Source organism: Acidicapsa borealis (assembly GCF_059115245.1).
The window spans coordinates 4,702,854-4,729,463 of the sequence record NZ_JCACNY010000001.1; the positions used below are offsets into that span (position 1 = coordinate 4,702,854).

The window sequence follows — 26,610 nt, forward strand, 5'->3', positions numbered from 1 at the left end:
GGCTATGGAAAAGTCTTCCGAACTCATAGGGACGCAACTCGTGCGGGTGAGCGGTTTGTGTGGACTCGAAGGACCCATTTATCCTCGTTAGTATTACTGGAAACCGCATCGAGACGGACTTTGCGCCGCGACTGCCGCGCACAGGGTTGTCCTTTACCGCAAGTTCTAGATCAGTAACCGGAAACATCAGGATTGGTGGCATGACCCGTTTCAACCTCACACTCCTTGCCACCGGGCTCTCTGCATGCCTGGTCGTGCAGATTCTGGACGCCCAAAGCGCTACCGATAACCGCGGCCCAAGAAGGCCCGTTCAGTCGGCGACCGGCTTGACCATCGAGCGCATCAGCCAGGAGCCGGACACTCCACTGGACGTGGTTCACCTCGCCGATCCCATGCACTGGAGCCCGGATGGCCAGCGAGTGGCATGGATGAAGCTGCACCGTCCGGAAGCGCGGGCGTTCAATCCGGCGCTGCAGCAGGAAATCTGGACCTATCCTCCCGAATCGGAAAAGCTGGCGAATCCAGCCCAATCCGGGAAGGCGATGCTCCTGCTCTCGGCAGAACGGATCACGTCGGCTCTGAGCGGGGCCGCTCCTCCGACCGGTCCCAAGCTTGCGGATGACGATGCAGCGGACGGTAATCCCTATCTTTTACGGGACTTTGCATGGGCACCTGGAAACGCGGCAATGTTGCTTGCCGGGGCACAGTCCATTGCCTGGATCGACTTTGCCTCCGGCAATTCCCGCATTCTCGTGAAGGGCGATGCCTTGATCACGGATGCTGCTTTGTCGCCCGATGGCAAGACGGTGAGCTTCGTGCGCGGACATAAACTGTGCCTGGTCAGCGTGACGGGCGGCCCGGTGCGCACGTTTGCTGCTTCCGGTAGGCCGGATGTATTGGAGGGCGAACTGGATTGGCCCTACCGCAATTCTCTGCACCTGGATCGCGGCTACGCCTGGTCACCGGATTCAGCCAGCATTGCCTATCTGGAGATTGACGATCGCGCTGTCGCGAAGCATGCATTTCACTCAAGCAGCGGGGAAACGCGGGAGATCGTGTATCCCAAGGCCGGAGGGGCGCTGCCGATTGTCCGCGTCTTCGCACGACGCGTCAAAGCCGGAAGTTTGCCGGTTGAGGTCCACTTTGGACCGACCAAAGACCTGTACGTTCCGAGGTTCGGGTGGGCACCGGATAGCCGTCACCTCAGTCTCGAGCGCCTGAACCGCCGGCAGCAGAAGCTTGATCTTTTTCTCGCTGACACGGTTACCGGCAAATTCTCTCTGGTGCTGTCCGAAACCGATCAGTACTGGATCAATCTCTCCGATGGACCCGTTTTCCTGGCAGATGGGAAGCGGTTTCTGTGGTCCAGCGAGAGGTCCGGATTTCGTCATCTCTACCTCTACTCGACTGAGGGCAAAGAGCTTGCGCAGCTTACCAAGGGGGATTGGGAAGTAAGCCGCGTCCACGGGATCGATGAAGCAAAGGGACTGGTCTACTTCACTGGCACAGAAAAAAGCCCGCTGGAGCGGCATCTGTATAAGGTTGGACTGGATGGCAGCGGCATGACCCGCATTACCCAGCAGCCCGGTACGCATGACGTGAGCATGGCGCCGAATGCAGCGACGTTCCTGGACACCTACTCCACGCACTCCGCTCCGCCGAGGCAGACATTGCAGAGTTTGGCGCAGACGGCTCCGGGGAACGACAAACCATCGGACGCCGCGGCCTTGCCGCCTCTGCAGCCGGTCGAGTTCCTTACGCTCAAGATGCATCTGGGCGCTGACGTGCATGCTTTCGTGATCAAGCCTCCTGCCTTTGATGCGAGCAAGAAGTATCCAGTGATTGTTTACATGGCCGGTGGACCGGGAGAGCAGCTGGTACGCGACGCATGGGGGGGCGCAACCGGCCTTTGGATGCAGTTAATGGCGCAGAAGGGATACATCGTCTTCGCCATGGACAATCAAGCTACGGCCGGCCGGGGGCATGCTTTTGAAGAGCCGATTCACTTGCGGCTGGGCGGCCAGGAGATGGCTGACCAACGCGACGGGCTGCTCTATCTGGCGACATTGCCTTACGTAGATCAAAGCAGGCTTGGAGTATGCGGCTGGGGATACGGAGGATTTCTCGCGGTACATGCCATACTCGACCGGCCGGTAGCTTATAAAGCCGCCTTTGCCGGAGCTCCGATCATCGACTGGCACTTTTACGATGCTGTCTTCGCCGAGCGCTATCTCGATGACCCTGTTGCCCACGCGGATGGATGGGATGCTTCCACGGCTCTGGAGAACGATACCCCTAAGTTCTTCAAGGGTTCACTGTTGGTGGCGCAGGGAACGGAAGATGAGTTCGTTCCAATGGAGAATCTGTTCACGTTGCAGGATCACCTGCTGGATGCGGGTAAATCCGCGGATGTGCTGCTCTTTCCGGATCGAGGCCACGTTCCAGACGATCCCGGTTCGCGGCAGGTTCTGTTTACGCGCATGACAGAATTTTTCATAAAGAATCTATAAGTTTGGGGGAGCTCTTTGTGGTCTGCAGGGTGATGCTTTCCCATAGAGACCTGCATTTGGAGGTAATTGGCTCGGCCAAGTGCATGTTGCGAAGTTGCATGCTTACAGTCCTGTGCAACTTTCGCGGTACAGCTGTTTTCTCAGTGCGGAGGTTACGCTGAAGCGTGATACTTTCAACGTAAGGTATCCCATAGCCGTCGCTGAAGATTGGACGTCAATACTGCCTCTGAAACACTGGAGTGCATCGAAACTGGGAAGAGCTACCCCGCCCATGGAACGAGGAACGGAATCTATGTCGGATTCATTGCCGCCGAAGGCTACGCAAAGACTGAGAATCGGCTTTGTGCATCGCTTCGACGCCCGAGACATCCGCTCGTGGTCCGGTATCTTTTACTTCATGTCTCGTGCGCTTGAAGCGCATGTAGGCGAGGTGATCTACCTCGGTCCGGATGACACGAAGGGCACGAAGTTCGTCGTCGACAATACCGCTCGCGTGAACCGCTACTGGCAGCGCATTACGGGTAAGATCCTGGCTACGGACAAGAATCGCGTGCTTGCGCACCGGTTGGCTCGTTTCTTTGAACGTCGGATCGAGGAGCAGCCATGCGATATTTTGTTTGCACCGGTGGCTTCGGTCGAGATCGCACAGATGAAGACCGATCTGCCGCTGGTTTATTACTCGGACATCACTTGGGCACAGATTGTCGACTACTACCCTGAATTCACCTCTGTCTCCGAGTACGGCATGCGGGAAGGCGAACTGATCGAAGCCGCGGCGATCCTGCGTTCGCAAGCGGCAGTTTACCCCTCCGAGTGGGCTGTTGAAAGCGCATGTAAAGACTACGGAGCATCGCCGGCTACGACATGCAAGGTAAGTTTTGGAGCGAACCTGAACGATCCGCCGACTCGCAGCGCAGCGCTGAATCGCAATTTGAACGGTCAGATCAAGCTCATTTTGGTGGGCGTGGACTGGATACGCAAAGGCGGAGCGATCGCCTATGAGTGCCTCATCAGTCTGCTCAAGCGCGGCATTGATGCGCAGGTGACGATCCTCGGCTGCACGCCGCCTGCGGGTTTCGAGCATCCTAACTTCCGCGTGATCCCTTTCCTGAGCAAGCATGACCCTGAGCAGCGCAGGCAGATCGAGCAGCTTTTTCTGGATGCACATTTTATGCTGCTGCCGACTCGCGCTGATGCAACTCCGATTGTGATCAGCGAGGCCAGCGCTTTTGGGTTACCGGTTCTTGCTTCCGATACAGGCGGTTTGGGCGGATCCATTACTCCAGGCGTGAATGGTTATCTGCTGCCGTACGATGCTCCGGGAAGCGCTTATGCTGACCAGGTGATTGAAGTGATATCTGATCCTGAACGGTATAAGGCGCTGGTCGTCTCAAGCCGTGATGAGTATGAGCAGCGGTTGAACTGGGATGCCTGGGCTATCTCGATGCGTGCTGTGATGGAGCGAGTATTGGGCCGCAAGATCGATCCTGGGCTGCCCAGCGTTGCCGCGGCCGCAGCTGACGAGCCTGAAGCCGATTCCATTGAAGGCGCGGACAATCTGGTCGTCGAAGTCTCCCATATCTGATCGCGCCCATGTCTAAATCCCAAGCACCGCTTCGCATTTGCATTGTTGCTGAAAATGCTTCTTTCCGGTTCGGTGGAGAGGCTTCGCTTCCGCTACACTACTTTTCGCGGCTGCGGGCCCGGGGTGTTGAAGCGTGGTTGATTATCCACGGGCGTACCCGGCCGGAGCTCGAAGCGCTCTTCCCGGCCGATCAGGACCGCATCCAGTACATCCCGGACAAGTGGTATCACAAGCTCATCTGGCAGATGAGCAAGCCGCTGCCGCGCCGCGTTGCTGAAGCTACCTTTGGCACGCTGATGGTGCTGATCAACCAGCTTATCCAGACGAGCATGGTGAAGAAGCTTATCCGCGAGAAGCAGATCAACATCGTTCACCAGCCGATTCCGGTCTCGCCCAAGGCGCCGTCGTTTATCTCCGGGCTGAGCGTGCCGGTGGTGATTGGGCCGATGAATGGCGGTATGGACTATCCGGCAGCTTTTCGCGGGGCTGAATCACTGTTTACTCGCGTCACTGTCGCACTTGGCCGGAGCAGCGCCAATCTCGTGAATCGTATTGTTGCCGGCAAGAAGAATGCGGCGATTCTACTGGTTGCTAATCCTCGCACTCGCGAGGCTTTGCCGGATTGTGCTGAGGGCAAGGTGATTGAGATACCGGAGAACGGGGTTGATCTCGGGATATGGAAGCTGCCCAATGCACCCATTGCTCCCAGCTATCCGGCACGTTTCTTGTTCATTGGACGGCTGGTGGATTGGAAGCGGCTAGATTTTGTGCTGCATGCCCTGGCGGCGACTCCGAACGCGCAGCTTGAGGTCATTGGAGACGGCGCGATGCGGGCTGCCTGGGCTGGACTGGCGGAGAGCCTGGGGATCGCTGACCGCGTTCACTGGCTTGGCTGGCGTCCGCAGCCGGAGTGTGCTGCTCTGTTGCATGGTGCGACTGCGCTGCTTCTACCCAGCATTTACGAGTGCGGCGGTGCGGTGGTGCTCGAAGCCATGGCCTGTGGCGTCCCCGTGGTTGCCACTGAGTGGGGTGGTCCGGCGGATTACCTGAACGAAACCTGCGGAATCCTGGTCGATCCGTCTAATCCCAAGGTCATCACCGATGGCTTTATTGCGGCGATGGAGAAGTTGATTGCCGATCCGGCTCTGCGAGCGCAGCTAGGCTCGGCTGGGCGGGTGAGGGTGGAGCAATACTTTGACTGGAACCAGAAGATCGATGCCATTCTCGATATCTACCGGCAGGCGATGGATGCTCGCCGCGTCTGATTTCCCGTTCCTGTCCGTCGGCGGAAGCTCGCGCCTGCGGCGCCTGTTCTCTGCCCTCCTGATGATTCCGTTCCTTGCCGGAACAGCGGGATGCCAGTCGGCTCCGCCTCCAAAGATCGCGTCGCCTGCTGGCACAGGTCCGACCGTCATCCATATCGGCAGCAAGATTATCCGTAGCAATGTACGGCGGCTTGGCATGAACATGAGCGGCCAGTCTTACTATGACTCAGGTCAGATGCTGCGCGATCTGACGTTTCGCAACCCTGGGTTCGAAGGCGAAATCTGGCAGACGGTGCTGGAGTGCAAGTTTGTCAAAGGCGACTCCTGCGCTGACTCCGATGAGTGGAGCTGGTGGCCGCAGGACTTTGCCAAGGGCGGGACGTTCGAGTTTTTCTGGGGAGCGGCGAAGGGGCAATCCGGAACCATTGCTGGCAGTTCGGTGGCTTCGGGTCCTGAGCACAAAGGTATCTGGGTGAACTTTGGCCGTCTTGGGGTTCATCCGGCGGTGGGCGACTACTACATTGTGCGGATGAAGCATCCGGGCAATGCCGCTTCGGGCTGGAATGTTGAGACGTCGAAGGACGCTCACGTTGACACCGAGTTTCACGACATCTCGCCGAATTCTCCAGGGAAGCAGGCACTGTTGCTGGACGCTGCGCGACCTTACCAGACAGCATCGGTCGGCACCGCGTTTGATACCTGGGATGGACGTTCCTTTGTGCAGCTGAACGGGTCGTTCACGCTGAGTTTCCGGGCCAAAGGGATTGGCGGGACGCGGGAGCTGACGGCCTCGGTCACGCGGCTCGCGCAGCGCTACGGGAACATGACTTACCTGACCCATCATGTGGCGTTAACGCGCGACTGGAAGGATTATCAGTTCACCTTCACGGCGAAGGAGAATGGCACCTATGTCGGACCGGTGCATGTGGTCATCGCGGTCAACTCGGCTTCTATCCTGCTGGACGATGTTTCCCTGACGGAGGCGGCCGCGCCGGATAATCCGACGGCGTTCCGCAACGCTGTTGTGAGCCGGCTGCGCGAGCTGAAGCCGGGCATCCTGCGCTACATGGACAACGGCACGACCTTTGGCAGCACGATCGACAACCTGCTCGCTCCCCCGTTTGCCCGGCAGCGCGCTGGATACAGCGAAGGCAACAAAGAGCAGATGGATATCCCCATTGGGCTGCATGAGTTCCTGGTACTCTGCCAGACGGTGGGAGCCGAACCGTGGTTCAATCTGCCGGTGGGAATGACTCCGGCGGAGATGCGTAACCTGATGCAGTATCTGGGCGGCGCGGCGGCCACTCCCTATGGCGCGAAACGTGTGGCGCTCGGCCAAGCGACGCCGTGGACCAAGGTCTTCTCTACGATCCACCTGGAGTTGGGCAACGAGACGTGGAACTGGGGGTCTTTTCCAGGCGAGGGCATTCCAGAGGCGAAGGCTTACGCAACGCGTGTGAACGACATTTTTTCGGCTGCGAAGGCTTCGCCGCTTTATGAGGCGGGCAAGTACGACCTGATCATGGATGGCTGGTACGCGGTGCCGTGGTGGACCGAACAGGGGCTTACGCTCAAGCCCAAGGCTGACTCGATCGACATTGCACCTTATACCTTTGACTCCTTTAATGACGGAAGTTCGAACGAAGTGATTTTTGGGCCGATGTTTGCTGAGGGCGAGTATCGCGACAGTCTGCCGAACGGGCTCGTCACTCAGAATGAAAAGCTGGCTGCGAAGTATGGCATGAAGCTGGCGGTGTACGAAGTGAATCTTGGCGCGCTTGGCGGAAAGGCTACACAGGCTGACCTCGATGCAACGCTACCTTCTGTCGGTGCGGGGCTTTCAGTTGCTGAGCACATGCTGCTGATGATGCGTGACAACGGCGTCAATGCGCAGGCGTTGTTTTGCCTACCGGAGTATGAGAACGGCTTCGATGGCGCGGGCTCGAAGCGGCTGATGAAACTTTGGGGGACGGTTGTCGACATGGGTGGGCAGACGAACCGTGTGCGGCCTACATTCCTTGCAGAGCAGATGGCGAATGAGGCCATTCTTGGGAAGATGGTCGAGACTACGATAACCGGGACGAATCCTACGTGGGATCAGGTGGAGACCAACAATGCCGTTTTGAACGAGACGAAAATCAAGCTGAAGGGCGCGCACCTGTTGCAAACCTTTGCATTTGAAGACGGGGCACATCATAGCTTTGTGATCTTCAACCTGAGCCGGGATAAGGCTCTTTCGATCTCGCTTGCAGGTCCTTCTGCTCCGCATGGGACGGTTCAGCAGAGCAGGCTGAGTTCGGACAAAATTACAGACAGCAACGAAGACTCGCAGAAGGTTTCGATCGCCCGCGAGACGCTCTCCGGCTTTGATCCGGCGGCGCCTTATTCGCTGCCGCCTTTTTCAATGACGGTGCTGACCTGGGATGCAGCGAAGCCTTAACAGGCGCGGCACCGACTCAGTGGTTCAAGAATGCTAGAACGCCTTGTAGACGATGCCCGGGGCGGGTGCGCTGAGCATGACTACGATGATGAAAGCGACCAGCCCCAGTGCCGAGGCGTAAACGACGCGGGCGTAGCGGCTGGTAAGGATTGGGCCGTCTTCGGTCTGGATGGACAAGAGGCGTGCTCGGAGTGATTCCCATGCCGCGAGGACTGCGGTTGCTACCACCCAGACGCCTGCCCAGACTACAACAGAGCTGGCGAAGTTGAGCGAACCGAAGAAGCTGTCAATCTGCACCCAGTTGGCCCAGAACCAGAACATGGTGAAGGCAAACCAGGTGAAAGTGAGGCCGCGGCCAAAGGCGATGTAGATGGGGTCCTTGGCCAGCTCTTTGTACTTCTTGCGGCCGAGGTATTGGCCTAGCCAGACCTGCCAGAGCTTGTTGATGGCTACGCCGCCGCCCTGCAGGACGCCGAAGACCGCATATTCCGAGGTGCGTCCGTGCCAGATGCCGATCAGGAAGAAGGTCACGAAGAAGCAGATGACGCCGAGAAAAGGCTGTAGTGCGGGTGACTCCACGCGGCGCATCAGGAACATGAGCAGCGGGTTGTAGACGTAGGTCTTCAGCCACATGGAAAGCGTGATGTGCCAGCGGTTCCAGAAGTCGAGGAAGGACGAAGCAGAGAATGGGCGGTCGAAGTTTTCCGGCAGGCGCACGCGCATGAGGCGGGCAAGGGCGATGACAATGTCGATATAGCCGGAGAAGTTGGCGTAGAGAAAGAATGGGTACGCGACGATGACGCGGAAGGCCGCAAAGATTCGCAGCGGCAGAGGCAGCGGCTGGGCTAGTTGTTCGAGAGCATTCTCCTGCGCGGTGTGCAGCAGCATGGCAAGAACGTTGACCTTGAAGAAGCCGCGAACGATGCGTTCGAGCTGCAGGCCCACGACGCCGGGGTCGAGCGGGATGGGATCGACGGCGAACTGGTCGCGGGCGAATTCGTCATAGCGCTGGATGGGGCCGGAGACGAGCGTAGTGAAGTTGAGCGTGTAGAGCAGGTAGGCGCCGATGCCGATGTGTTGCTTGGACTGGCCTTCTTCGGCGGGTTCTCCGGCTTCGATGAGCAGGTGAAGGACGCGGAAGAAGATGTACGAGAGGCCGAGCGTGAAGTAGGGGAAATGGAGGAAGATGCCATCGGGCAGGAAGGTGTACTTCTTCAGCCATACGTAGACGAAGATGACTGCGAGCACGCTCCACACGGCGAGCTTGGGCATGCCGCGTTCGAGGAGCGCGAGGCAGACGTAACCTAGCAGTAGAAAGATTGCCAGCGGGACGAAGACCAGCGGCTGTTGGGACAATGCCGCGAGAAAGAACAGCGTGGCAGCCATCAGCACGATGGAACGCCAGATGCGGGAACGACTGAAGTTTGAAACGATGGCGGTGATCAAGCCGAAGAGGACGAATTGAAAAGATGCGGAGTCGAGATTCATGGCTTCTGCACCTTGCTTTCTTCGGCTGTTGGATCGGGCTTGGCGGAGGGTATTGCGCCGCTCTTGAATTTGGCTGACAGCTCGCGGGTCAATAGCTTGGCAATGACGGCGTGGCCGTCCGAGTCTGGATGGCCGTCGACGGGGAAGTAGTTCTGCTCGGGGCTGGGGATGGTGCTGTAGTCGGGCAGGATGTCGAGGTAAGTGCCGCCGTTGCGGACGACTACATCACGCAGGGCGTGGTCGAGCTTGTAGGGGTCGTAGCCCTCGGGCCACTTGCCTTCAGAGATCATGGCGGCCTGCGCCCGATTGGGGACGAGGACAGCGACAAAGGGCACGCCGGCGGCTTGAGCCTTGGCTTGGATCTGGGTCACGTCGTCGTCGAAGGCCTTCAACTCAGCATCCCACTTGGGGCCGGGAGCGGCACGGAGGAAGCCGGCGAAATCTTCGTTGCGCAGGTAAGAGCGGACGTACTCGTCCTGGCTGTCGTTGGCGAGTAGCAGATGTTTGAGAACGATGGAACTGCGGGTGAGCTCCCATCGGTAGTTGAGGCGATCGGCCAGAGTCCGCTGAGGAGCGGGGCCTGTGGGCGCGGCTGGAGCTGCGGCGGCGTTGAAGCCGGCGTTCACTGCGTCCCAGGGAGTGATGACCCAGAGGATCATGTCTGGCTGTGCGGCGAGGACCTTGTCGAACTGGGCTACGGAGTCGCGGGTGGGATAGGTGCCACCGCGGAACTTGCCGCCGGGCGCTTCGTTGTAGACCTCAATCTTGCGGCCTGTCGCCTGCGAAAGCTGCTCGGGAAGGAGCGCGGCGAAAGTTCTCTCCTTCGGAACAAAGAGGCCCATGGTCATCGAGGAACCGATGAGTACGATACGGTAGGTGCCGGGCTTCTTGGGTTCGAGTTCGTGATTCTCGCGGTTGCCAAGACTGTTGAACTTGTACTCAACGGTGTACTTGCTCTCGGCGATGCGCTCGGAGCACGTGCAGTTGGGATGAACCGGCAGGTCGCCGGTTGGGTTGTCTTTCGGGAAGCAATCAAGCAGCCCTTGCGACGAAACCGGGAAAGCCCAGCGCGCGGCCAGCTCCGTTGCACCGGCGATGACCGCAATGGTCAGCAGACCGACTGCCGGGAGCAGGACCCAGTCCCGGCCCGGCAGCTTCTTCTTTGGTTCTGAATCGCCAGCCGGTGAGCTCATACGAGCGAGCTCTCCGTTTCCGGGATTACGACGGTATCGAAGCCCTGGGAGACTACCTTCATCGGGGCGCTATCCTGGTTGGCGCCTTCGACGAGGAGTTCCCATTTGGTAAGGCCAGAGCCATCGTCAAAGGTCTTGGTGAAGCCTAGTTTGGCGTAATGCTCGATCACGAGCTTGTTTTTTTCGGATGGCTTATAGGTGCCGGTGATCTTATGAATACCGGCGGCGCGGGCGTGCTGGAGGATCTCGCGCAAGACCATGTGCTCGACCTTGCGGCCGAGAACGCGGCAGCTCATCAGCCAGGTGTCGATGTCCCAGACTCCGGCTTCCGCTGGGCGGACGATGATGACGCTGATCATGCCGTTGTCACCGAAGATGTCGGCGAGGCGGACCTGGAGGGTGAAGACTTCCGGATCGTTTTCGGCCTGAAGGACTTCAGGATCAGTGTAGCGGCGCGTGGTGAGGTTGTACTGGTTGGACTTGTTGATCAGCTGCACGATGCGCGCGCGGCCCGTTGCGTCGAAAGGCTGGAAGGTGATGGTCATGTCCAGCGACGCGAGATAGGCATCGACACCGCCGACCTGCTTCTGCAGGTTGGCGCGCTTGGCGTTGTCCTGGTAGAAGCCGGCGCGCTTCAGATCTTCCGTCGCGAAGGTGACTGCTTCGAAGTATCCACCGGCTGCCAGGGTGCGGACGTAGTAGGCGGGATCTTCGGGCAACTCGGGAACCTGGACCTGCGGGAGCAGCTTGCGGACAAGACCGCGCTCTGCCGGGTTGTCGTCGAGGAAGACCATGGCGTCGAGGCCAAGGTTGAGCTCTTCGGCGATGGCCTGGATGTTGGTGGCTTTGTCGTTCCAGTTGGCTTGGAAGACAGCAATGTGGTCAAGCTTGAGCAACATTTCCGGGTGCTGTTCAAAGGGGGTACGGGCGACTTCGTCGGTGTTCTTGGATGAAACGGCGAGGACGATGCCGCGGTCGCGGAGGTTGAGGGCCATGCGCTGGACGGCGAGGTGGGCTTCGCCGGTGGCGTCGCCTTGGGCGATCTTGATGCCTTCAAGGCCGTCGTCACCGATGACGCCGCCCCATACTGTGTTGTCGAGGTCGAGGATGAGGGCCTTGCCTGCCTTGCCGCGAATCGCCGCGACTTTGCGCGCGACGTGGTCGGCGTAAAGGGGGATGAGTTCGTCGGAAAAGGGGAACTTGGCCATGTTCCAGAGCTTGGTGTCATGCCAGTTGGCGAGGCCGACGGTTTCGGCGAGGCCGGCTACGTCGAGCAGTACGTCGCCGGAGCCGATGACGAACTCGGCAAGTTCGCGATTGACGCCGTCGATGAGGCTGCGCAGGGTGCCAGGCAAGGCGCGGTCGAGGCTGCCGAAGAGCGGTTCGACGGGTGGTGCGAAGGTCTGGAAGATACAAACGGCGCTTGAGTTGGACTTGATGCCGTTGCGGAGCGCCTGCAGGTAGCCGAAGGCTCCCTGGATGGAGGCTGAAGCGGCTTCGGGGTCGCCGAGCGAAAGCTTCAGCGGCAGGGCGCGAAAGTCGATTGCGAGAAGGACCGCGTCGGGCTTGGAGCTGTTGACCTTGGAGTCTGGCGTAAGGGCTTCCTGCGCGACCTGATCGTAGGAGGGCTGGATCACTTCAAGAGCTACGCCGCGGCGGGCGGCGCTGGCGACGAGCGCGGGGACCATCATGTCGATGGTGGAGTTGGCGAGCACGGCTAGTTTAAAGGGAACGAGTGGTTCAAGCCCTTTGCCTTCTGCCTTTGCTTTGCCGATGACCTTAGCCAGCTTGGTGAGCTGGTTCAGATCGAGCCCGTAGGAAGCGAGCGCCTGGACTTCGCGGCCGATGGATCCGGTGGCGCTGTTCAACGCCTTCACGCGTTCTGAAAAATCAGGCTGGGTGCGTGGAAGCCATTGCAATTCTGAGTACAGTGCATTCATGGTTGAGAGTCCATCCCTGCTGGTGAGCTATCGTGATGTCGATTGCTGGAGCTTGCGAGGTACCCGGGCTGCGACAAACACGCGAAGTTACCTCTGTGATTAGTTCATCGCGTGAGGGTCAAACCGGCAATGCCCAATCCGTGTCATTGACCCTGAAATTGACCGCCCTCGCGGCCCACGGAAGTTGTAACTCAGCCATCAGTGAGGCACTCAGCTTGGAGCATCAGAACAGATAGGAAGAGATGCTAAACGCGCGCCTTGATGAGCTTCACCAGGTCGCCGACGTTCTCCATCTTGCCAACTTCCGACGTGGAGAACTTGATCTTGAACGCTTTCTCTACGGTGAGCATCAACCGAATGTGCGTGAGGCTGTCCCAGCCGTCTACGTCCTTGGCGGTTAGCTCGGGGGTGATTTCGATGTCGTCTTCATCAAAAACATCTTCGAAAATCTCGGTCAGCCGGACGTAGATCTGTGCATCATCCATGAAAGAACTCTCCTCGTTTGGTACAAGATTGTGTCCTGCTGTCTGCAATAAATTGTAGCTCATGCGTTCCGCGAGGACACCTTTATTGTGCGCCCTTGGAGGCTCGTAAACACCGCTTCATCGTGGGTTAACATTCGCCGGCTAAGTACTATGCGATCACCCGCTTGAAGCGGAACTTCGCCTCCGGGTACGCTACTGCGGGCGCGGCTGTGCCCAGATTCAGGACACTCGTATCCTGCAGGGACACGGACCAGCCAAGCAGCAGAAAGATCACCTGCGTCATCTGCTCGCCCATGCCGACTGTCGTTAGAGACACGAATATCCCAATGATCGCTCCGAGCAGACTGAAGGCCAGGAACTGGCTCTCCTTGTGCTTGAAGGTGAAGGCAAATATGACGAGGCTAAGAACGGAATCGAAGAGGATCAGCTTGAAATCCCAAAGCCCGAGGTTGCCTTGTGCCAACTGGACCAGCATGTATCCATTGTCGATCGAGCTCTGGCCCATGACGAGCGGCGGATTCAGTGATCCCCAGCCGAGGAAGCCACCGGCTTCGAGGATGGGGGCATAGTTGATCAGCAGGTCCTTGCGATAGATAGCGCTTGTTTGGGCTTCATCCATCTGGTCATTTTCGGGAGCCGCTGTGTACTTTTGAAAGTATGCATAGACGGAGCCGACCAGGATTCCGGCCACCAACACGACGATGGTCGCTCCCGTCCTGATGTTCTTGAATCGCGGAATCTGCAGGATGATGAACACCAGGGCGGTGCACGCCATCGGCATGCGCGACCCGGTCATGTACACGAATCCCAGCAAGAGAAACATGGGCAAACGATACTTCTGCAGCCAGGACATCTTTGGTCCCAGCACCTTCTTGTCCCGCTTATATATCTGGATCAGGTAGTAGTTCAGCGCAAAAGCGACCATGAATGCAATGCCGGCTCCGATAGCGCCGGAGAAGCAGGTTGCAATACGCGCCCAGCCGCCACGCAACTGGACAAACCAGCCTACGTCGGTCAGACCGAAGATGCTTCTACCCCAGTTGAGCCACAGGTTCTGGCCCATGCGGAACTCATAGAGAGCAAAGAGCGTCTGGGCCATGAACAGGAAGATGATTCGTTTGATTGTTTCCACACGCAGGTTCGGTTCGATAATCTGCCGCCCGACGATGTAGCCGAGGAACATTTCCGTGAAGCCGACCTGCATCCACTGAATCATGCCGTCTTTGGGCACGTAGTCCTTGGTGACTTCGCTGATGCCGTAGCTGAGGACGAATATGACGACCCACAGATCCATGCGCTTGAAACGCCACTTGTTGACCGGCCTGATAAGCAGCGAAAGGCCCAGAGGCAGGAGCGCGGCATCGCCAGCGGAGAGTGGCGGCAGATGCGGAATGCGAAAGTGGTAGTAATACGGCAGCAGGAAAGTACACGGCAGGTAGACGTTGAGGAACGCCTTGCTCTGCTGTCCTGTCATTACGTAATAGAGGGAGATCAGACCGGGAATGATGAATAAATACGCCAAAGCCTGTCACCTCCAAAATGAGCCGCGCCCGCCGTTTGTTCACAAATTATTGCCTGCGCTCGCATAGTTCAGATACTTGTGCGTGGCTAGACCGCCGCAGTGCTTCCATTCTTGCAGCAGCACAGCCTGCTCTCTGCCTCACCTTAGCATAAAGTGGTTCGATCTTCGGCAGGTTTAGACAGGCAGAAGCAGACCGGACACGCCGGTTCCCATATCTGCATTAGGCACTCCCAGACAGGCCCCTGCATATCCCTCAAACTGGTCATCACACCCGATCATGCCGGATTGGTTTTACTGGGCCGGCGCCTCAGTCACTTGCCAATCCTGCACCGACAGCGCCGGCAGCGGACCTCCTTCGCAGCAGATCGAGGCTGCGTGAGAACTCTCGGCGGGGATATCCGCTACCCTCCAGACTCCAGCCCCTGCGCTGTCCCGCACCGGAATGCCGTCCCCGGAAGGATTAAGAAAATCAGCAGAAACCGGGACGGTGATGTCATGCAGGTCACGAAACAGGCCAAGTCCAATGGCTTTCAAATAGGACTCTTTGCGGGTCCAGAGGCGGTAAAAAGCGATTGCCTGATCTTTGCCGGGCAGCGCTAGCCACTGGAGATACTCCTCGTCCGACATGACCGTCCGCGCCATCCCTTCCATATCCTCCATCGGCCGCTGCCACTCGATATCGATGCCCACTTCTCTTCCCTGCGCGACGGCAATCAAGGCCGCTCCTCTGGTATGGCTGAGGTTGAAACGGAGGTCTCGAGCTTCAGACGCTTTGGCGGAAGCGAGATCGAGAGCTGGTTTGCCCGTCGCTGCACCGCCCGCAGCACCGCGATGCATTTGCGGTAATACAGACCGGAATCGGATATCCTGGGGCAAAATTCCAACGCATTGGCCCAGCACCGACCGCAAAGCCGCATGACAGACAACGTAATCCTCACGAAGCTCTTCACGATGGAAGGCGTTGGCCCTTGCTCGTTCCTCCGTGGAAAGAAGCGCTGTCCACGCGCTCAGTTGAGCTTCTCCTACGGGGACGCCAAGGGCTACCCGCCAGATGTGGATGCAATTCCAGTCGATGTCTTTGAACGCTGCAACCATCTTAAGAAGGAATCTAGCAGCAATGGGCCGGATGTATCCTCTTCCAGACAAAAAGAGGCGGGCGGCGATCTAAAGAATCGCCGCCCGCCCTCTTGCAGTGCGTTGATGGTTTAGTTGCTGAGCGTCCAGTCCAGGATGTTCTGGATCGCCGTCGAGCCGCCGGTGCTGCCCGTGAAGCCTACGTAAGCGGTGCTGCCCCCAACGTTGCTCGGAAGATTGACCGAGAAGGATTTCGTCACCGTGGCACCTGTCACCTTATCCGTAATCTTCACGCTCATGGAGGCACCCTGATACGTGATAGTAACGTGGAAGGTATCTCCACTGTGCAGATTGATACCCGTGCCAGATAGATCAATCGCGCTGCCCTGAGGGCTTACACCCCCAGTGTAGACACCGATCGACTGGGCATCGGACACTCCGGATTGGTACAGGTTGAAAGCGACCGCAACACTCTTGGTGACGAACTGGTACCCCAGGCCGGATGTGTTGCCACCCAGAGCATATTGCCCCTTGGGAGCATTCTGGATGGTAAAGGTGAATCCGTCCGCGGCTGACGTCGGCAACTGGAAGTCGAAGTCCGTTGTAAAGCCGTTAATCGAAACCGGCGTCGGATACCAGGCTGTGCCGGCCTCTCCCTTACCGCCGTCGGTGATCTGCAAGGCGTTGCCGGAGAGCTTTGCTGATCCATTGAGAGCCAGTTGGCCTGCGGTGAATCCGCTTGCCGCGTTAATGGCGTAACTCGAGGAAGGTGACGATGTGATGGTGTAAACAGCACCAGTGACTGCGCTGTTGTTGTATCCCGCCGCGACCGCGATGGCCGCGAGGGTTTCCGATGCGCTCACCGTGACGGGGCCACTGTAGACCGCGGAAGCAGTGGTCGGGACAGTTCCGTCCGTGGTGTAGTAGATCTTCGCTCCCGCAGTTGCATCGGTGATCGAGACCGTCTGCGCCGAAGAGTACGAACCGCCAGCGACCGAGAGCACAGGGGTTGCCACCGTTGGGGTGGTGGAGGCCGAGGCTGTTACGGTGCTGGAGCTGACTGCGCTGTTAACCCAGTTACGCAGCGCGCCCATGGTCTTGATGGTTACCGTGCCGCTGATCGTGAACGGTCCGGTGTAAGTGGTGGAAGAGGTGCTTGGCGTGGATCCATTGGTGGTGTAGAAGATGCTTGCTCCCGGGGTCACGGTAGAAAGCGTCACCGTATTGCCGGAGATGGTGATGGTCGGCGTACCGACGGTCATCACGTAGTTCCCCGTAGCGGCAAAGCTCTGCGTGTAGCCATTGGCAACTGCAATCGTCTGGAGATAGTTGACCGCACTGATGGTCACCGGCCCGGTGTACTTCGGCGAAGACGTGTTAGGCGTCGAAGTGTCCGTGGTGTAGTAGATGGTTGCGCCAGGCGTTGCAGTGGAGACAGCAACGGTCTGAGGCATGTTGTAGGTGCCGCCGGGAATGCTGAGGACAGGCGTAGCCACGTAGGGTGCGATGGTGTACGTTGCCGTGACCACCGGGCTGGATGAGTAGGTCGGAGCAACCGCGATTGCCTTCACTGTGGTGCTGGCGGAGACGGTCACACCGGTGGTGCAGATTTCAGAGAGCGTGGCAACCGGTGTCGAACCATCGGAAGTGCAGTAGACGGTAGCACCGGCTTGCGTGTCTGTGACCTGCACGTACTGCGTCTTCTGATAAGTTCCCGGAGCAACCGAGATCACGGGAGCTGTGGTTGGAGGAGCGATGGTGTAGACCGCCGTCGTGACCAGGCTGTCGGTGTAGTTCGGAGCCGCAGCCATGGCGCTCACCGTCTCGTTGGTGCTGACCGTAATCGGAAGTGTGTACACCTTCGACGAGGTTGTCGGGGCGGAACCGTCCGTGGTGTAGTAGATGGTCGCGCCGGGTACGAGATCGAGCATAGCGACTACCTGGCCTGCGTTATAGATCCCGGCTGCGAGCGAGAAGGTCGGTGCAGCGGCAACCGGCTGGATAACGTAGGCGGAAGAAGCGATTGGACTGGTGGTCAGGTTGGCAGACACAGCGATCGCGTTGATGGTCTGTGACTTGCTTACGCTGATCGGCCCGGTATAGAGGTTGGAGCTCTTGGTCGGCGTGCTGCCGTCCGTGGTGTAGTAGATGGTTGCGTTGGCGGTCGAGCTGGTAAGCGCCACCGACTGCGTGGTGCTGTAGGTCCCAGCCGCAACCGAGAAAGTAGGAGCCTGGGTAAAGGTTGAAGTCCAGGTGAGTACGGTCATCGAGAACGGAGGCAGCGAAAGTCCCGTCGCGGGATTGAAGCCGTTAAGGGTCTGCGACTGCGGCAACACGATGTTCGAGAACTCGTTGCTATCGGTGATGTTGGCCGAAGTGAGCTGCGTCATCTGCACGTTGCCGGTGGGTGCATTCTCACCCGAGAAGACCACCGGTAGCGCCGTCGTCTGGCTCAGATTGAAGACAACCGTGGAAGCGGTCGTACCGTTTAGGAAGGCAAAGGACTGGATGAGGTGAGCGCCATTCAAAACGACTCCGTCGCTGCTCAAGGGCTGGTTCCAGGTCGGGTTTGCGCCGCCGTTTACGGTCGCCAGCATGTTGCCGCCGATGACGGCGTTGGCCATCGCCTGCGTCCAGAACTGAGGCCGGCGGCGATTGGTCGTGCCCATGTCAACCACCAGACCCCAGAGGCGGGCCAGGCTGCCATCGCTGCGGCGATATTCGTACTGGGGGAGGGAGAAGGCGTTCTGGTACTGCATGCCGATGCGCATCATCTCTAACATGTGCACGGTATGTGCAACGCCGGCACCCACAGAGGGAGTCAGCTTATCCAGCTCGGGCTTAGTGATGCTCCCAATCATGGTGCCGAGGTTGGTCTCATACACGCTGACAGCAGTTGTAGCTGATGTTGCTGAGGGAGCGGCTGCGCCCACCAGCATGTTCTGGTAAATTTCGCCTCCTGGTGACTCGAAGATTTCCGGCTCGGCGAAGAGCGCTCCGAACTGCAGAGCCTGCGATTCGTCATTGGCACTGAAGAGCAGGTACGGGGCTACATCGAACGAATCATGCTGAGTGCTGTAGCTCAGCATAGGCGCATTGTAGCCGGGCGTAGCTGCCAGACCGCTGAGGACAAGATCGAACTTGGAGGACTTGAAGCCAGTGGTCTGACGCGCCGCACCGAAGACCTGGTTGGCCCATTGCGGATACGCCGGATAGTTCATGGACTCACCCTTGAAGGCGCCATTCCAGGTTTCGTTGCCCAGTTCAAGGTGAATCTTGTTGAAAACCGACGTCCAGGGCTGAGCCTGGCCGCGGCTGATGCGCAGCGCGCTCCAGTTATCGGAGCCTGTGCCCGTCAGATATTCAATGAACTCTGTCATTTCGGCGGGGGTCGTAGCCGTCGGAATCGTAATCCAAGGATCGGCACCGACCGCCTGGCAGAGTTGCAGGAATTCGTGAATGCCGTAAGCGATGTTGGGATACGATGTGCCGTCGGCGTTGAAGCCCATGCGATAGCGAGCGAATGGAACCTGTAATTGATTCGGCAGATCAGAGCCGAGCGCGGCGCCAGCCGCCATCATCCGGATGGTGCCGGGATTCAGCTGCTTAAGCGCGTTGACCACGTCGTCGCGGAAAACAGTGGTGTTGGTCGGGTCGGAGTTGGTCTGCTGAAACGATACATCGTCAAGTTCGACCGTTGCTCCCTGAGCGAGGAAATTCAGCTGGACCGGGCCGAGGGCGGAGCCGGTTTCGTTCGCGGAAAACGTCAGAGTGTAGTCCTGCCACGTGTTGGTGAGCTTGACGTTCTGATTCAGCCAGTTGGGAACACCGGGCTGCAGGCGCAGCGCGTTCACGTTCAAAATGTTGTTGCCGCCGAGGCTCTTGGCCCGGAACGTGATGGCGAAGTTACCATTCAACTGAATAAAGCTGAGCCCAGACCAAGTATCAAAGCCCTGTGTCACCTTGGCGGACTGGCCTGCACCACTGGCGCTCAACAGGATCGCCTGCTTGCCAGGGCTGTTCGGGGAGATATCGTTGGTCTCCGTGGTGATAGTTCCACCACCTCCTGGGTCATCTGCCCAGCCCGCATCTCCGGTCCCTGGGAAGTAATTTACGACCGAGAAGTAATCACCAACAGCCAGATTCACACTCTTGTCAAACGTAAAGATAGGACCGCAGCTCTTGCAGCCGTCGGCAGCGGTATTTGTAACAATCGTGCCGGTGGTTCCAGCCTGCGCCCCGGAGATAACCAGATAGCTTCCGCCTTTCCAAAAGCCGGCAGGCTGAGCGTTGTACTGATTATCGTCCGTGCAGGTATTGGCAGTCACCGAGGTGCATCGAAAGATAACGCGATACTTAAGCCCTTCGAATCCGGGATTTTCAAAGACCAGATTCTTCAACATCTGACCCGAATCCCAATAGCCATTGTCCCCCAGGTTGATGCCTAGGCGGTGTACCTGGGTTTGGATGACGTTGCCGGTAATCTGAACATTCGTTGGGGTCGTCTGAGCATTGGAGCGCGAGGCACAGCCAAACGCCAACGCAAGCATAGTAAGAAAGGTGAAAGATTGCGTTACCTTCATTTTCAAGCCGGAGAACAGCACACTCATTACAAACTCCTAAGGAATCAGGGATGGGGATTGCCAAAGCGCAAGTTACTCATGCGAGTTACGACGGAGCGAGCCAGAAGCATGAGTGATCGCTAACCGTTTCATCGCCATCCAAATACAAAAGCGGTAGGTTACTTAGGACACCTTAAGTTTGAAGACACGTCTGCGATAGCGTATGGGCGCAGCTGAGAGTCAGGTTGACTTTGGTTACACTTCGTCCGCGAGCTGTACCAATCAGGATTGGTTACAAGGGAAAGCGAGTATATTCGCTCCGCGGGTTAATATGTTTGGGGTTGCCAAGGCTTTATGAATAAGTGGTACAAGTGTGCCGCTCGGGCACAGTACGGACGGGGATCCGCACTTGAGTGCAACGCTTTATTGGTCGCTGTCCGAATTCTAACAGGAAATTCCAATTGCGGATGATCATCTTTATATCGTTCGTGAATTTACGGTTACGAGCCCGTTCGCGCCATTTTCTTTCTTCATAAGTAATTGGTTGAGCAGCTGAGAAGCGATCTCCGTCCGTACCCTGATCTCCGCGCGGTTTTAGGGATTTTGCTGTTTCATGACGCCTCTCGGCATCGATTGATTTGCCCCTAGGCTTCTGAATTATCCTTCGATAAAATAAGTTGTTGTCACGCGACACATCACTAAGCCTCAAAGAATCCGTTCGTGCCCTGCGTTTGGAGTCCCTTCGTATGTCCGCATATCGAACCTGCTCCAAGGAATATCAGTAACGACGCCGTCATCGCTCGGCCAGTGGAAGCCGGGCGTCCCAACCGCCAAGATTTGTAGCTCCCGGGTTGTTCCGCACAAGCATGGCCTACCCGGCGAAGAAAGCCCCGATCGCATGCCAGCAGACGACTTCTTCCATTTCGACGTTTCAGTCATTCTCGTCTCTTTCAATACACGGGACGTCCTGCGCGAATCGTTGCAATCGGTGGAGCGCGAGCAAGGCAGCCTGCGCACCGAAATCTTTGTCGTGGACAACAACTCCCACGACGGCTCAGTGGAAATGGTTGAGAGCGAATTTCCTCAGGTTAAGGTCATTCGCAGCGCGGTCAATCTTGGGTTCGGAGCCGCCAATAACGTTGCTCTCGAACAGGCTCGGGGACGTTACCTCGTCCTTTTGAACTCAGACGCTTTTCTCTGCGCGGACTCGCTCCGTCTCTCGGTCGAAATGATGGACTCCGACCCTACCGTGGGCCTGGCGGGCGGACGGCTGGTAGGGCGCGATTTCGCATTGCAGCCCTCGGCGCGCATGTTCCCGAGCATCTTATCTGACTTCCTGGTTCTAACCGGTCTCGCCCACAAATTCCCGAAGTCCCGCTTCTTCGGCCAGTTCGACCGCACATGGGCGGACCCGATGCAGATTGCGGAGGTTGACTGGGTGCCGGGTGCTTATTCGATCATCCGGGCTCAGGCTCTTCAGAAGGTCGGCTTCTTCGATCCCGAATTCTTCCTCTATTCCGAGGAAGTGGATCTCTGCCGCCGCATCCAGATGGCCGGGTACAAGATCATGTACTGGCCGCAAATCGTAGTGATTCATATTGGCGGCGAGTCCTCCCGGCAAATCAAAACCCTCGAAATGTCCTCAGCCGGTGCCCAATTGGTCCGCTGGCGTATGCGAAGCACCCTTCTCTACTATCGCAAGCATCATGGATCGGGTGCATGGATGGCCAAGATGCTCGAGCTTGCTCTCTATAAATTGACTGCGTTGCGCAACAGCTTCAGCAGCGACCCAGCCCGAAGAGAGCGAGTCAGCCGCAATCGCAACCTGGCTGCGCTCATGCATCAGGCCTGGGAGGATACCAACGGCGGCAGAACTTCTCCTGCCCGCCCATGGAAGTTCGACTAGAGGCAAGCCAGAGGCCGAATGAGAACCCTGACGAGCAATCTACGGAAAAGTGCTTGATTTCCTCGTTCAACTTATCCGACTCTATAACTCCAACTGTCTTTGAGAGCACCCATCGTCGTCAGCAGAGCGCAACCAGCCCAAAGGAAGCTCACCACCATCGCATGGCCCACTTGAAAAAACAGGACGCGGTCGAAGTAGTGGTACGAAACGGCCTCGCAACCCCACAGTCCGATCGACAACGTCGTACCAAGCATGGCCATCAGAAGTCCGGGCCGGCGGCGAAACCGGCGCAAAATCCAGGTTGCCATAGAGAAAAGCGCCGCCCCCAGCAGAGCGAGTACCACCAGCTGAAATGGCCGACGGTGGTCATAGACCCCGTCGGTCATAGCCGTCCTCATCCAGTGTTCATGCAATTGCCATCGCCAGTTGAAGACTTTGTCCAGGAGCAATGCCAGTTGTATACAGGCCAGACCTGCATAGATACGCCTCGATTTACTATCGCGGCGTCCGTTCACCTGGCCGATCGAGCAGGTAAGACCAAACAAGCAGGCCACAAGAGCTACCGTGTAAGCAATGAGTCCGATTGTTCGAGTTATCGAAAACCACTCGTAGAGCATGATTTATCCTCTACGGTATGCTGGAGTCTGTCGAGAGCTCCATTTCTGCCTAGGAAGAACTCATGATTAATCCCCTGGTTGCCCTGTTTGCCTGGGTGCCAATCATCTTGTTGATCTTCCGCCGCGTCCCTGTCCGGATCGCCCTTCTCATCAACTTCGTGGGTGGGTGGGCGGTGCTGCCGGCAGCAAACTACATCGACAAGAATGTTCCCTTCCCCTACGCTATTCTCGGGACCAGCCTTGAGTCGGACTACTTCATCACCAAGGCCACCGTTCTGGGCTTTACCGGGATCCTTGCAGTTTTCCTCTTTGACCGGCCAGCATTCAAGCGGTTTGAACTGACTGTCTGGGACCTGGCAATGGGCATGTGGCTCATTTCGCCGCTGCTTTCGGCCATCGCCAATCCGGATAATTTTGCCGAAGGTTGCCTGGGAGAGTTGTACCAGTTGTTGGCCTGGGGAAGCCCGTACTTAATTGGACGTCTCTACTTCACGGATACCCAGTCTCTGCGCCTTGCGGCGAAAGCCTTCGTCATCGGCGGCCTGGCCTATATCCCAATCTGCATCTTTGAGATCTTTCGGGGCCCTCAGGTCTACGCATTCCTCTACGGCTACGAGCCTTTCCGCTGGACTGGCGCAACGCGATTCTTCGGCTACCGGCCCATTGGCCTCCTGGAGAACGGCAACCAGCTCGGTATTTGGATGGCCACCGCCACGCTCATCGCTCTGTGGCTCTGGCGACGCAAGACCTCCAAAGAGATTCTCGGAATTCCGATGCTGCTTGTCGCCATTTCTCTTTTCGTCATCACCATTCTTTGCCAGTCAGCTGGCGCAATCCTGCTGCTGCTGGCGCTCGCTCCCTTTGTCTTTGTGGATCCCCGCTATCTTTCGCGGACGATGACGGTTGTGCTCGTATTCGGCATCCTGGCTTTTGCCGCCTTCCGGATCATCAATGTTGTTTCGATCCGTGATCTCGTCCAGGAAAACAAAACCGCGCATGCCGTGGCCCAGTATTTGAAGAGCGTTGGCAAGGACTCGCTAGGCTGGCGGCTTGAGCAGGACGAACGCCACATCGACACCGCACTGTATGAGCCAATCCTCGGCTACGGCCAGTGGGATTGGTGGCGGCAAGGCATCGAGCGGCCCTGGAGTCTTTGGCTGCTGGTCTTCGGCATGTATGGAGGCGTAGGACTGGTTTCGCTGGAAGCGCTCCTGCTGATTCCCGCACTTCGCGTGGTGTGGTTCCCGCTTGCCAGATCGGACATAGGCTACACCAACATGCGCCACACGCTGTCAGCCGCTGTCTTGATTTCGGCCATCGACAGCCTGTTGAACTCGGCGGTCATTTTGCCACTGCTCCTGGTGATTGGCGGCATGACCATATGGTCCACCACCAACACGCAAGTGGACGTGGATTATGGCAAGGCAAGGGCCTCAGCTGGAATGCCCGGCTGGCGCGGTAGCCAGAACCCTCGCAAAAAGCCTGCAGTTTAAACAAATCACCCCGAGCCTCTCACGAGATTCGGGGTGATTTGTTCCTGACTCCAAATGAAGAAGACTCTAGGCCCGTGACTGAATCTCAACGGCAACATCCTGCAAGGCGGCTTCCCACTCTGGCATCCTGAAGCCAAACTGGGCAGCAAATTTCTCGCAATTCAACCTGCTGTTGTGCGGGCGTTTTGCCGGGGTCGGATATGCCGAGGTAGGAATCCCAACTACTTCAGGAGCCTTCTGCTTGTTTTCGAAGGCCGCAAAGATCGCTTTGGCAAACCCGCACCAACTCGTTTCGCCGCCGCAGGTCAGGTGATAGGTCCCGCTTGCGGAAGCATCGTCACCGCTTGCTGCAAGCTGCAGGGCAATGGCAACCGTCGCCTCCGTCAGCGCTTCAGCTGTCGTCGGAGCGCCGATCTGGTCATCGACAATCGTCAGTCGCTCGCGCTCCCGGCCAAGCCGCAGCATCGTGTGCAGAAAATTCCGCCCCTCGGCCGCGTAAACCCAGCTCGTGCGCAGAATTACGTGCCGGCAGCCGGTGGCAGCGATTGCCCGCTCGCCATCCAGCTTGGTCTGTCCATAGACGCTGAGCGGACCTGTTGCGTCCGTCTCAAGCCAGGGTTTGTCCCCTGATCCATCGAAAACGTAGTCGGTCGAATAGTGGATCAACCAGCCATTCATTGCAGCCAGCTCCTCAGCGATCACGCCTGGAGCCACGGCATTCACAAGCCGTGCCAGTTCCGGTTCAGACTCCGCCTTATCGACGGCGGTGTAAGCGGCCGCATTGACGACGATCTCAGGCTTCGCAGCACGAACTGCTGCCCGGACAGCATCAGGATTGGAAAAATCCAATTCAGCCCGCGTCATTGCCGTTACTTCGAATTCACGTGGCAAGGTCCTGGCGAGCAGCATCCCGAGCTGACCGCCAGCTCCCAGCAATAGGACACGCCTCATTAGTCGAAAACCTCAGCGTCGGCCAGCGGCGTTCCCGCTGCATCCTTGCCTGAGAGGATCGCGTCTTCCGGCGCGACCTTCCAGTCGATGCCCAGAGCCGGGTCGTTCCAGAGCACACACCGCTCGGCTGTCGGCGAATAATAGTCGGTCACCTTGTAGCTGAGCGCAACGGTCTCGGTGAGCGCGGCAAATCCATGCCCGAATCCTGGCGGAATCCAGACCATGCGCGAACCCTCACCGCTCAGTTCGACTGACGTGTGCTGACCAAACGTCGGCGAACTCTTGCGCAGGTCAACAATCACGTCGAGCGCTGCTCCGGTCACAACACGCACCAGCTTTCCCTGCGGCTGGCCAATCTGGTAGTGCAGGCCGCGGACAACGAACTTGCGAGAGAGCGAAAAATTATCCTGCTTCCAATCCGAAGGCAGGCCCAGCTCAACCATCCGAGCCAGATTAAAAGTCTCAAAGAAAAAGCCCCGGTCATCGCGAAACATGCGCGGCTCGAAAATCAGCACACCGGGCAAAGAAGTCTCAACTACGTTCAAAGCAAACCCTCCGAATCGACAAAGGAATCGTCCAGCAGATTCAGCAGGTACTCACCGTAACCGCTCTTCGCTGCACGTCCGGCCAGTTCCCGCAGATGTTCCGCGTCGATCCAACCCTTACGATAGGCAATCTCTTCCGGGCAAGCCACTTTCAGACCCTGGCGCTGCTCGATGGTCTTGATGAATAGTCCGGCTTCAAAGAGCGAATCGTGCGTACCGGTATCGAGCCAGGCCATGCCGCGGCCCATCACTTCGACCTGGAGCGTTCCTGCTTCCAGATAATGACGATTGACATCGGTGATTTCTAATTCGCCGCGAGGGGAAGGCTTCAGGTTCACAGCGATGTCGACAACGGAAGCGTCATAGAAGTAGATGCCGGTGACTGCATAACGCGACTTTGGCTTCTTCGGCTTCTCTTCAATGCTGATGGCCTTACCGTCCGGACCAAACTCGACTACGCCGTACCGCTCAGGATCATGCACTGGATAGGCAAACACCGTGGCGCCTGAGGCACGCTTGGCGGCTCGTGAGAGCAGCGAGCTAAGCGTCTGGCCATGGAAAATGTTGTCGCCGAGTACCAGTGCGCAGCTGTCATTGCCCACAAATTCTTTGCCGATAATGAAAGCCTGCGCGAGGCCTTCAGGCTTCGGCTGCACGGCATAGCTGAGCTTCATTCCCCACTGGCTGCCATCACCCAGAAGCGCCTGAAAGCTGGGCGTGTCTCGCGGGGTCGAGATGATCAGTACTTCCTGAATACCCGCAAGCATGAGCGCCGAGAGCGGGTAGTAGATCATCGGCTTGTCATACACCGGGAGCAGCTGCTTCGATACCACTTGCGTTACCGGATAGAGGCGCGTCGCCGAACCACCGGCCAGAAGTATACCCTTCATAATTCCCTCAGTTTCATTTCCAATTAAGCATCCCACAGCCGGGCAGAAAAGTGGGTGCCCCTTGTCATATATCCGATACCGTTAGGCCACGGAGATCGCAGGGCACCCCATTCGTGACTCGGATCAGCCCTCCCCCGAAAACTA

Annotated in this window: 17 protein-coding genes; 6 read left to right on the top strand and 11 right to left on the bottom strand. The window is 57.9% G+C overall.

Features of this window, described 5'->3' with window-relative positions:
- The first annotated feature begins 200 nt into the window (after nucleotides 1-200).
- The 4 genes from AC5S27_RS19165 (at nucleotide 201) to AC5S27_RS19180 (ending at nucleotide 7,800) form a co-directional block, all read left to right on the top strand.
- Nucleotides 201-2,510: a S9 family peptidase gene (locus tag AC5S27_RS19165; RefSeq protein ID WP_493936165.1), complete on the top strand. Its 2,310-nt coding sequence runs from the start codon at nucleotides 201-203 to the stop codon at nucleotides 2,508-2,510.
- A 292-nt stretch (nucleotides 2,511-2,802) separates the two neighbouring features.
- Complete coding sequence (locus AC5S27_RS19170; RefSeq protein ID WP_493936166.1) at nucleotides 2,803-4,095, top strand: glycosyltransferase family 4 protein; 1,293 nt, start codon at nucleotides 2,803-2,805, stop codon at nucleotides 4,093-4,095.
- An 8-nt stretch (nucleotides 4,096-4,103) separates the two neighbouring features.
- On the top strand, nucleotides 4,104-5,360 hold the full coding sequence (locus tag AC5S27_RS19175) for a glycosyltransferase family 4 protein (protein WP_493936167.1): 1,257 nt from the start codon (nucleotides 4,104-4,106) through the stop codon (nucleotides 5,358-5,360).
- On the top strand, nucleotides 5,311-7,800 hold the full coding sequence (locus AC5S27_RS19180) for a carbohydrate binding domain-containing protein (RefSeq protein ID WP_493936168.1): 2,490 nt from the start codon (nucleotides 5,311-5,313) through the stop codon (nucleotides 7,798-7,800). Before AC5S27_RS19175 ends, AC5S27_RS19180 begins: the two co-directional genes overlap by 50 nt.
- 33 nt (nucleotides 7,801-7,833) lie before the next feature.
- Here the strand turns inward: AC5S27_RS19180 and AC5S27_RS19185 are convergent, their stop codons facing one another.
- From AC5S27_RS19185 to AC5S27_RS19215, 7 genes are all read right to left on the bottom strand, one after another.
- On the bottom strand, nucleotides 7,834-9,288 hold the full coding sequence (locus AC5S27_RS19185) for an MBOAT family O-acyltransferase (RefSeq protein ID WP_493936169.1): 1,455 nt from the start codon (nucleotides 9,286-9,288) through the stop codon (nucleotides 7,834-7,836).
- Nucleotides 9,285-10,481 carry an SGNH/GDSL hydrolase family protein gene (locus AC5S27_RS19190; RefSeq protein WP_493936170.1) on the bottom strand — a complete coding sequence of 399 codons (1,197 nt, stop codon included), beginning with the start codon at nucleotides 10,479-10,481 and terminating at the stop codon, nucleotides 9,285-9,287. Before AC5S27_RS19190 ends, AC5S27_RS19185 begins: the two co-directional genes overlap by 4 nt.
- Nucleotides 10,478-12,421, bottom strand: a complete 1,944-nt coding sequence (locus tag AC5S27_RS19195) for an HAD-IIIC family phosphatase (protein WP_493936171.1) — start codon at nucleotides 12,419-12,421, stop codon at nucleotides 10,478-10,480. Before AC5S27_RS19195 ends, AC5S27_RS19190 begins: the two co-directional genes overlap by 4 nt.
- Before the next feature lie 245 nt (nucleotides 12,422-12,666).
- Complete coding sequence (locus AC5S27_RS19200) at nucleotides 12,667-12,906, bottom strand: acyl carrier protein (RefSeq protein ID WP_493936172.1); 240 nt, start codon at nucleotides 12,904-12,906, stop codon at nucleotides 12,667-12,669.
- A gap of 148 nt (nucleotides 12,907-13,054) precedes the next feature.
- Nucleotides 13,055-14,428 carry an O-antigen ligase family protein gene (locus AC5S27_RS19205; protein ID WP_493936173.1) on the bottom strand — a complete coding sequence of 458 codons (1,374 nt, stop codon included), beginning with the start codon at nucleotides 14,426-14,428 and terminating at the stop codon, nucleotides 13,055-13,057.
- A gap of 291 nt (nucleotides 14,429-14,719) precedes the next feature.
- Nucleotides 14,720-15,523, bottom strand: coding sequence for a 4'-phosphopantetheinyl transferase family protein (locus tag AC5S27_RS19210; RefSeq protein ID WP_493936174.1), 804 nt, complete (start codon nucleotides 15,521-15,523; stop codon nucleotides 14,720-14,722).
- A 110-nt stretch (nucleotides 15,524-15,633) separates the two neighbouring features.
- Nucleotides 15,634-20,112 (bottom strand): chitobiase/beta-hexosaminidase C-terminal domain-containing protein, encoded by a 4,479-nt coding sequence (locus AC5S27_RS19215; protein WP_493936175.1) that lies wholly within the window; start codon nucleotides 20,110-20,112, stop codon nucleotides 15,634-15,636.
- 850 nt (nucleotides 20,113-20,962) lie between these two features.
- Between AC5S27_RS19215 and AC5S27_RS19220 the strand changes: the two genes are divergently transcribed.
- A complete protein-coding gene (locus tag AC5S27_RS19220; protein ID WP_493936176.1) occupies nucleotides 20,963-21,970 on the top strand; it encodes a glycosyltransferase family 2 protein in 1,008 nt (335 codons plus the stop codon).
- A 71-nt stretch (nucleotides 21,971-22,041) separates the two neighbouring features.
- Here AC5S27_RS19220 and AC5S27_RS19225 read toward each other — a convergent pair whose 3' ends face one another.
- A complete protein-coding gene (locus AC5S27_RS19225) occupies nucleotides 22,042-22,587 on the bottom strand; it encodes a DUF8692 domain-containing protein (protein WP_493936177.1) in 546 nt (181 codons plus the stop codon).
- A gap of 62 nt (nucleotides 22,588-22,649) precedes the next feature.
- Between AC5S27_RS19225 and AC5S27_RS19230 the strand changes: the two genes are divergently transcribed.
- Complete coding sequence (locus tag AC5S27_RS19230) at nucleotides 22,650-24,080, top strand: hypothetical protein (RefSeq protein ID WP_493936178.1); 1,431 nt, start codon at nucleotides 22,650-22,652, stop codon at nucleotides 24,078-24,080.
- Between the two features lie 66 nt (nucleotides 24,081-24,146).
- Here AC5S27_RS19230 and rfbD read toward each other — a convergent pair whose 3' ends face one another.
- Genes rfbD through rfbA form a run of 3 tightly spaced genes read right to left on the bottom strand, consistent with a single transcriptional unit; the run spans nucleotide 24,147 to nucleotide 26,466 of the window.
- Nucleotides 24,147-25,031, bottom strand: a complete 885-nt coding sequence (rfbD, locus tag AC5S27_RS19235; protein ID WP_493936179.1) for a dTDP-4-dehydrorhamnose reductase — start codon at nucleotides 25,029-25,031, stop codon at nucleotides 24,147-24,149.
- Nucleotides 25,031-25,576: a dTDP-4-dehydrorhamnose 3,5-epimerase gene (gene rfbC / locus AC5S27_RS19240; protein WP_493936180.1), complete on the bottom strand. Its 546-nt coding sequence runs from the start codon at nucleotides 25,574-25,576 to the stop codon at nucleotides 25,031-25,033. The genes rfbD and rfbC overlap by 1 nt, the downstream gene beginning before the upstream one ends.
- Complete coding sequence (gene rfbA, locus AC5S27_RS19245; RefSeq protein ID WP_493936181.1) at nucleotides 25,573-26,466, bottom strand: glucose-1-phosphate thymidylyltransferase RfbA; 894 nt, start codon at nucleotides 26,464-26,466, stop codon at nucleotides 25,573-25,575. The genes rfbC and rfbA overlap by 4 nt, the downstream gene beginning before the upstream one ends.
- Between the last annotated feature and the right edge of the window lie 144 nt (nucleotides 26,467-26,610).

Bases quoted from the DNA above. Each gene is read 5' to 3' on its own strand.
- AC5S27_RS19165 (WP_493936165.1), top strand. From the start codon at position 201: ATGACCCGTTTCAACCTCACACTCCTTGCCACCGGGCTCTCTGCATGC.
- AC5S27_RS19170 (WP_493936166.1), top strand. From the start codon at position 2,803: ATGTCGGATTCATTGCCGCCGAAGGCTACGCAAAGACTGAGAATCGGC.
- AC5S27_RS19175 (WP_493936167.1), top strand. From the start codon at position 4,104: ATGTCTAAATCCCAAGCACCGCTTCGCATTTGCATTGTTGCTGAAAAT.
- AC5S27_RS19180 (WP_493936168.1), top strand. From the start codon at position 5,311: ATGCCATTCTCGATATCTACCGGCAGGCGATGGATGCTCGCCGCGTCT.
- AC5S27_RS19185 (WP_493936169.1), bottom strand. From the start codon at position 9,288: ATGAATCTCGACTCCGCATCTTTTCAATTCGTCCTCTTCGGCTTGATC.
- AC5S27_RS19190 (WP_493936170.1), bottom strand. From the start codon at position 10,481: ATGAGCTCACCGGCTGGCGATTCAGAACCAAAGAAGAAGCTGCCGGGC.
- AC5S27_RS19195 (WP_493936171.1), bottom strand. From the start codon at position 12,421: ATGAATGCACTGTACTCAGAATTGCAATGGCTTCCACGCACCCAGCCT.
- AC5S27_RS19200 (WP_493936172.1), bottom strand. From the start codon at position 12,906: ATGGATGATGCACAGATCTACGTCCGGCTGACCGAGATTTTCGAAGAT.
- AC5S27_RS19210 (WP_493936174.1), bottom strand. From the start codon at position 15,523: ATGGTTGCAGCGTTCAAAGACATCGACTGGAATTGCATCCACATCTGG.
- AC5S27_RS19215 (WP_493936175.1), bottom strand. From the start codon at position 20,112: ATGAGTGTGCTGTTCTCCGGCTTGAAAATGAAGGTAACGCAATCTTTC.
- AC5S27_RS19220 (WP_493936176.1), top strand. From the start codon at position 20,963: ATGCCAGCAGACGACTTCTTCCATTTCGACGTTTCAGTCATTCTCGTC.
- AC5S27_RS19225 (WP_493936177.1), bottom strand. From the start codon at position 22,587: ATGCTCTACGAGTGGTTTTCGATAACTCGAACAATCGGACTCATTGCT.
- AC5S27_RS19230 (WP_493936178.1), top strand. From the start codon at position 22,650: ATGATTAATCCCCTGGTTGCCCTGTTTGCCTGGGTGCCAATCATCTTG.
- rfbD (WP_493936179.1), bottom strand. From the start codon at position 25,031: ATGAGGCGTGTCCTATTGCTGGGAGCTGGCGGTCAGCTCGGGATGCTG.
- rfbA (WP_493936181.1), bottom strand. From the start codon at position 26,466: ATGAAGGGTATACTTCTGGCCGGTGGTTCGGCGACGCGCCTCTATCCG.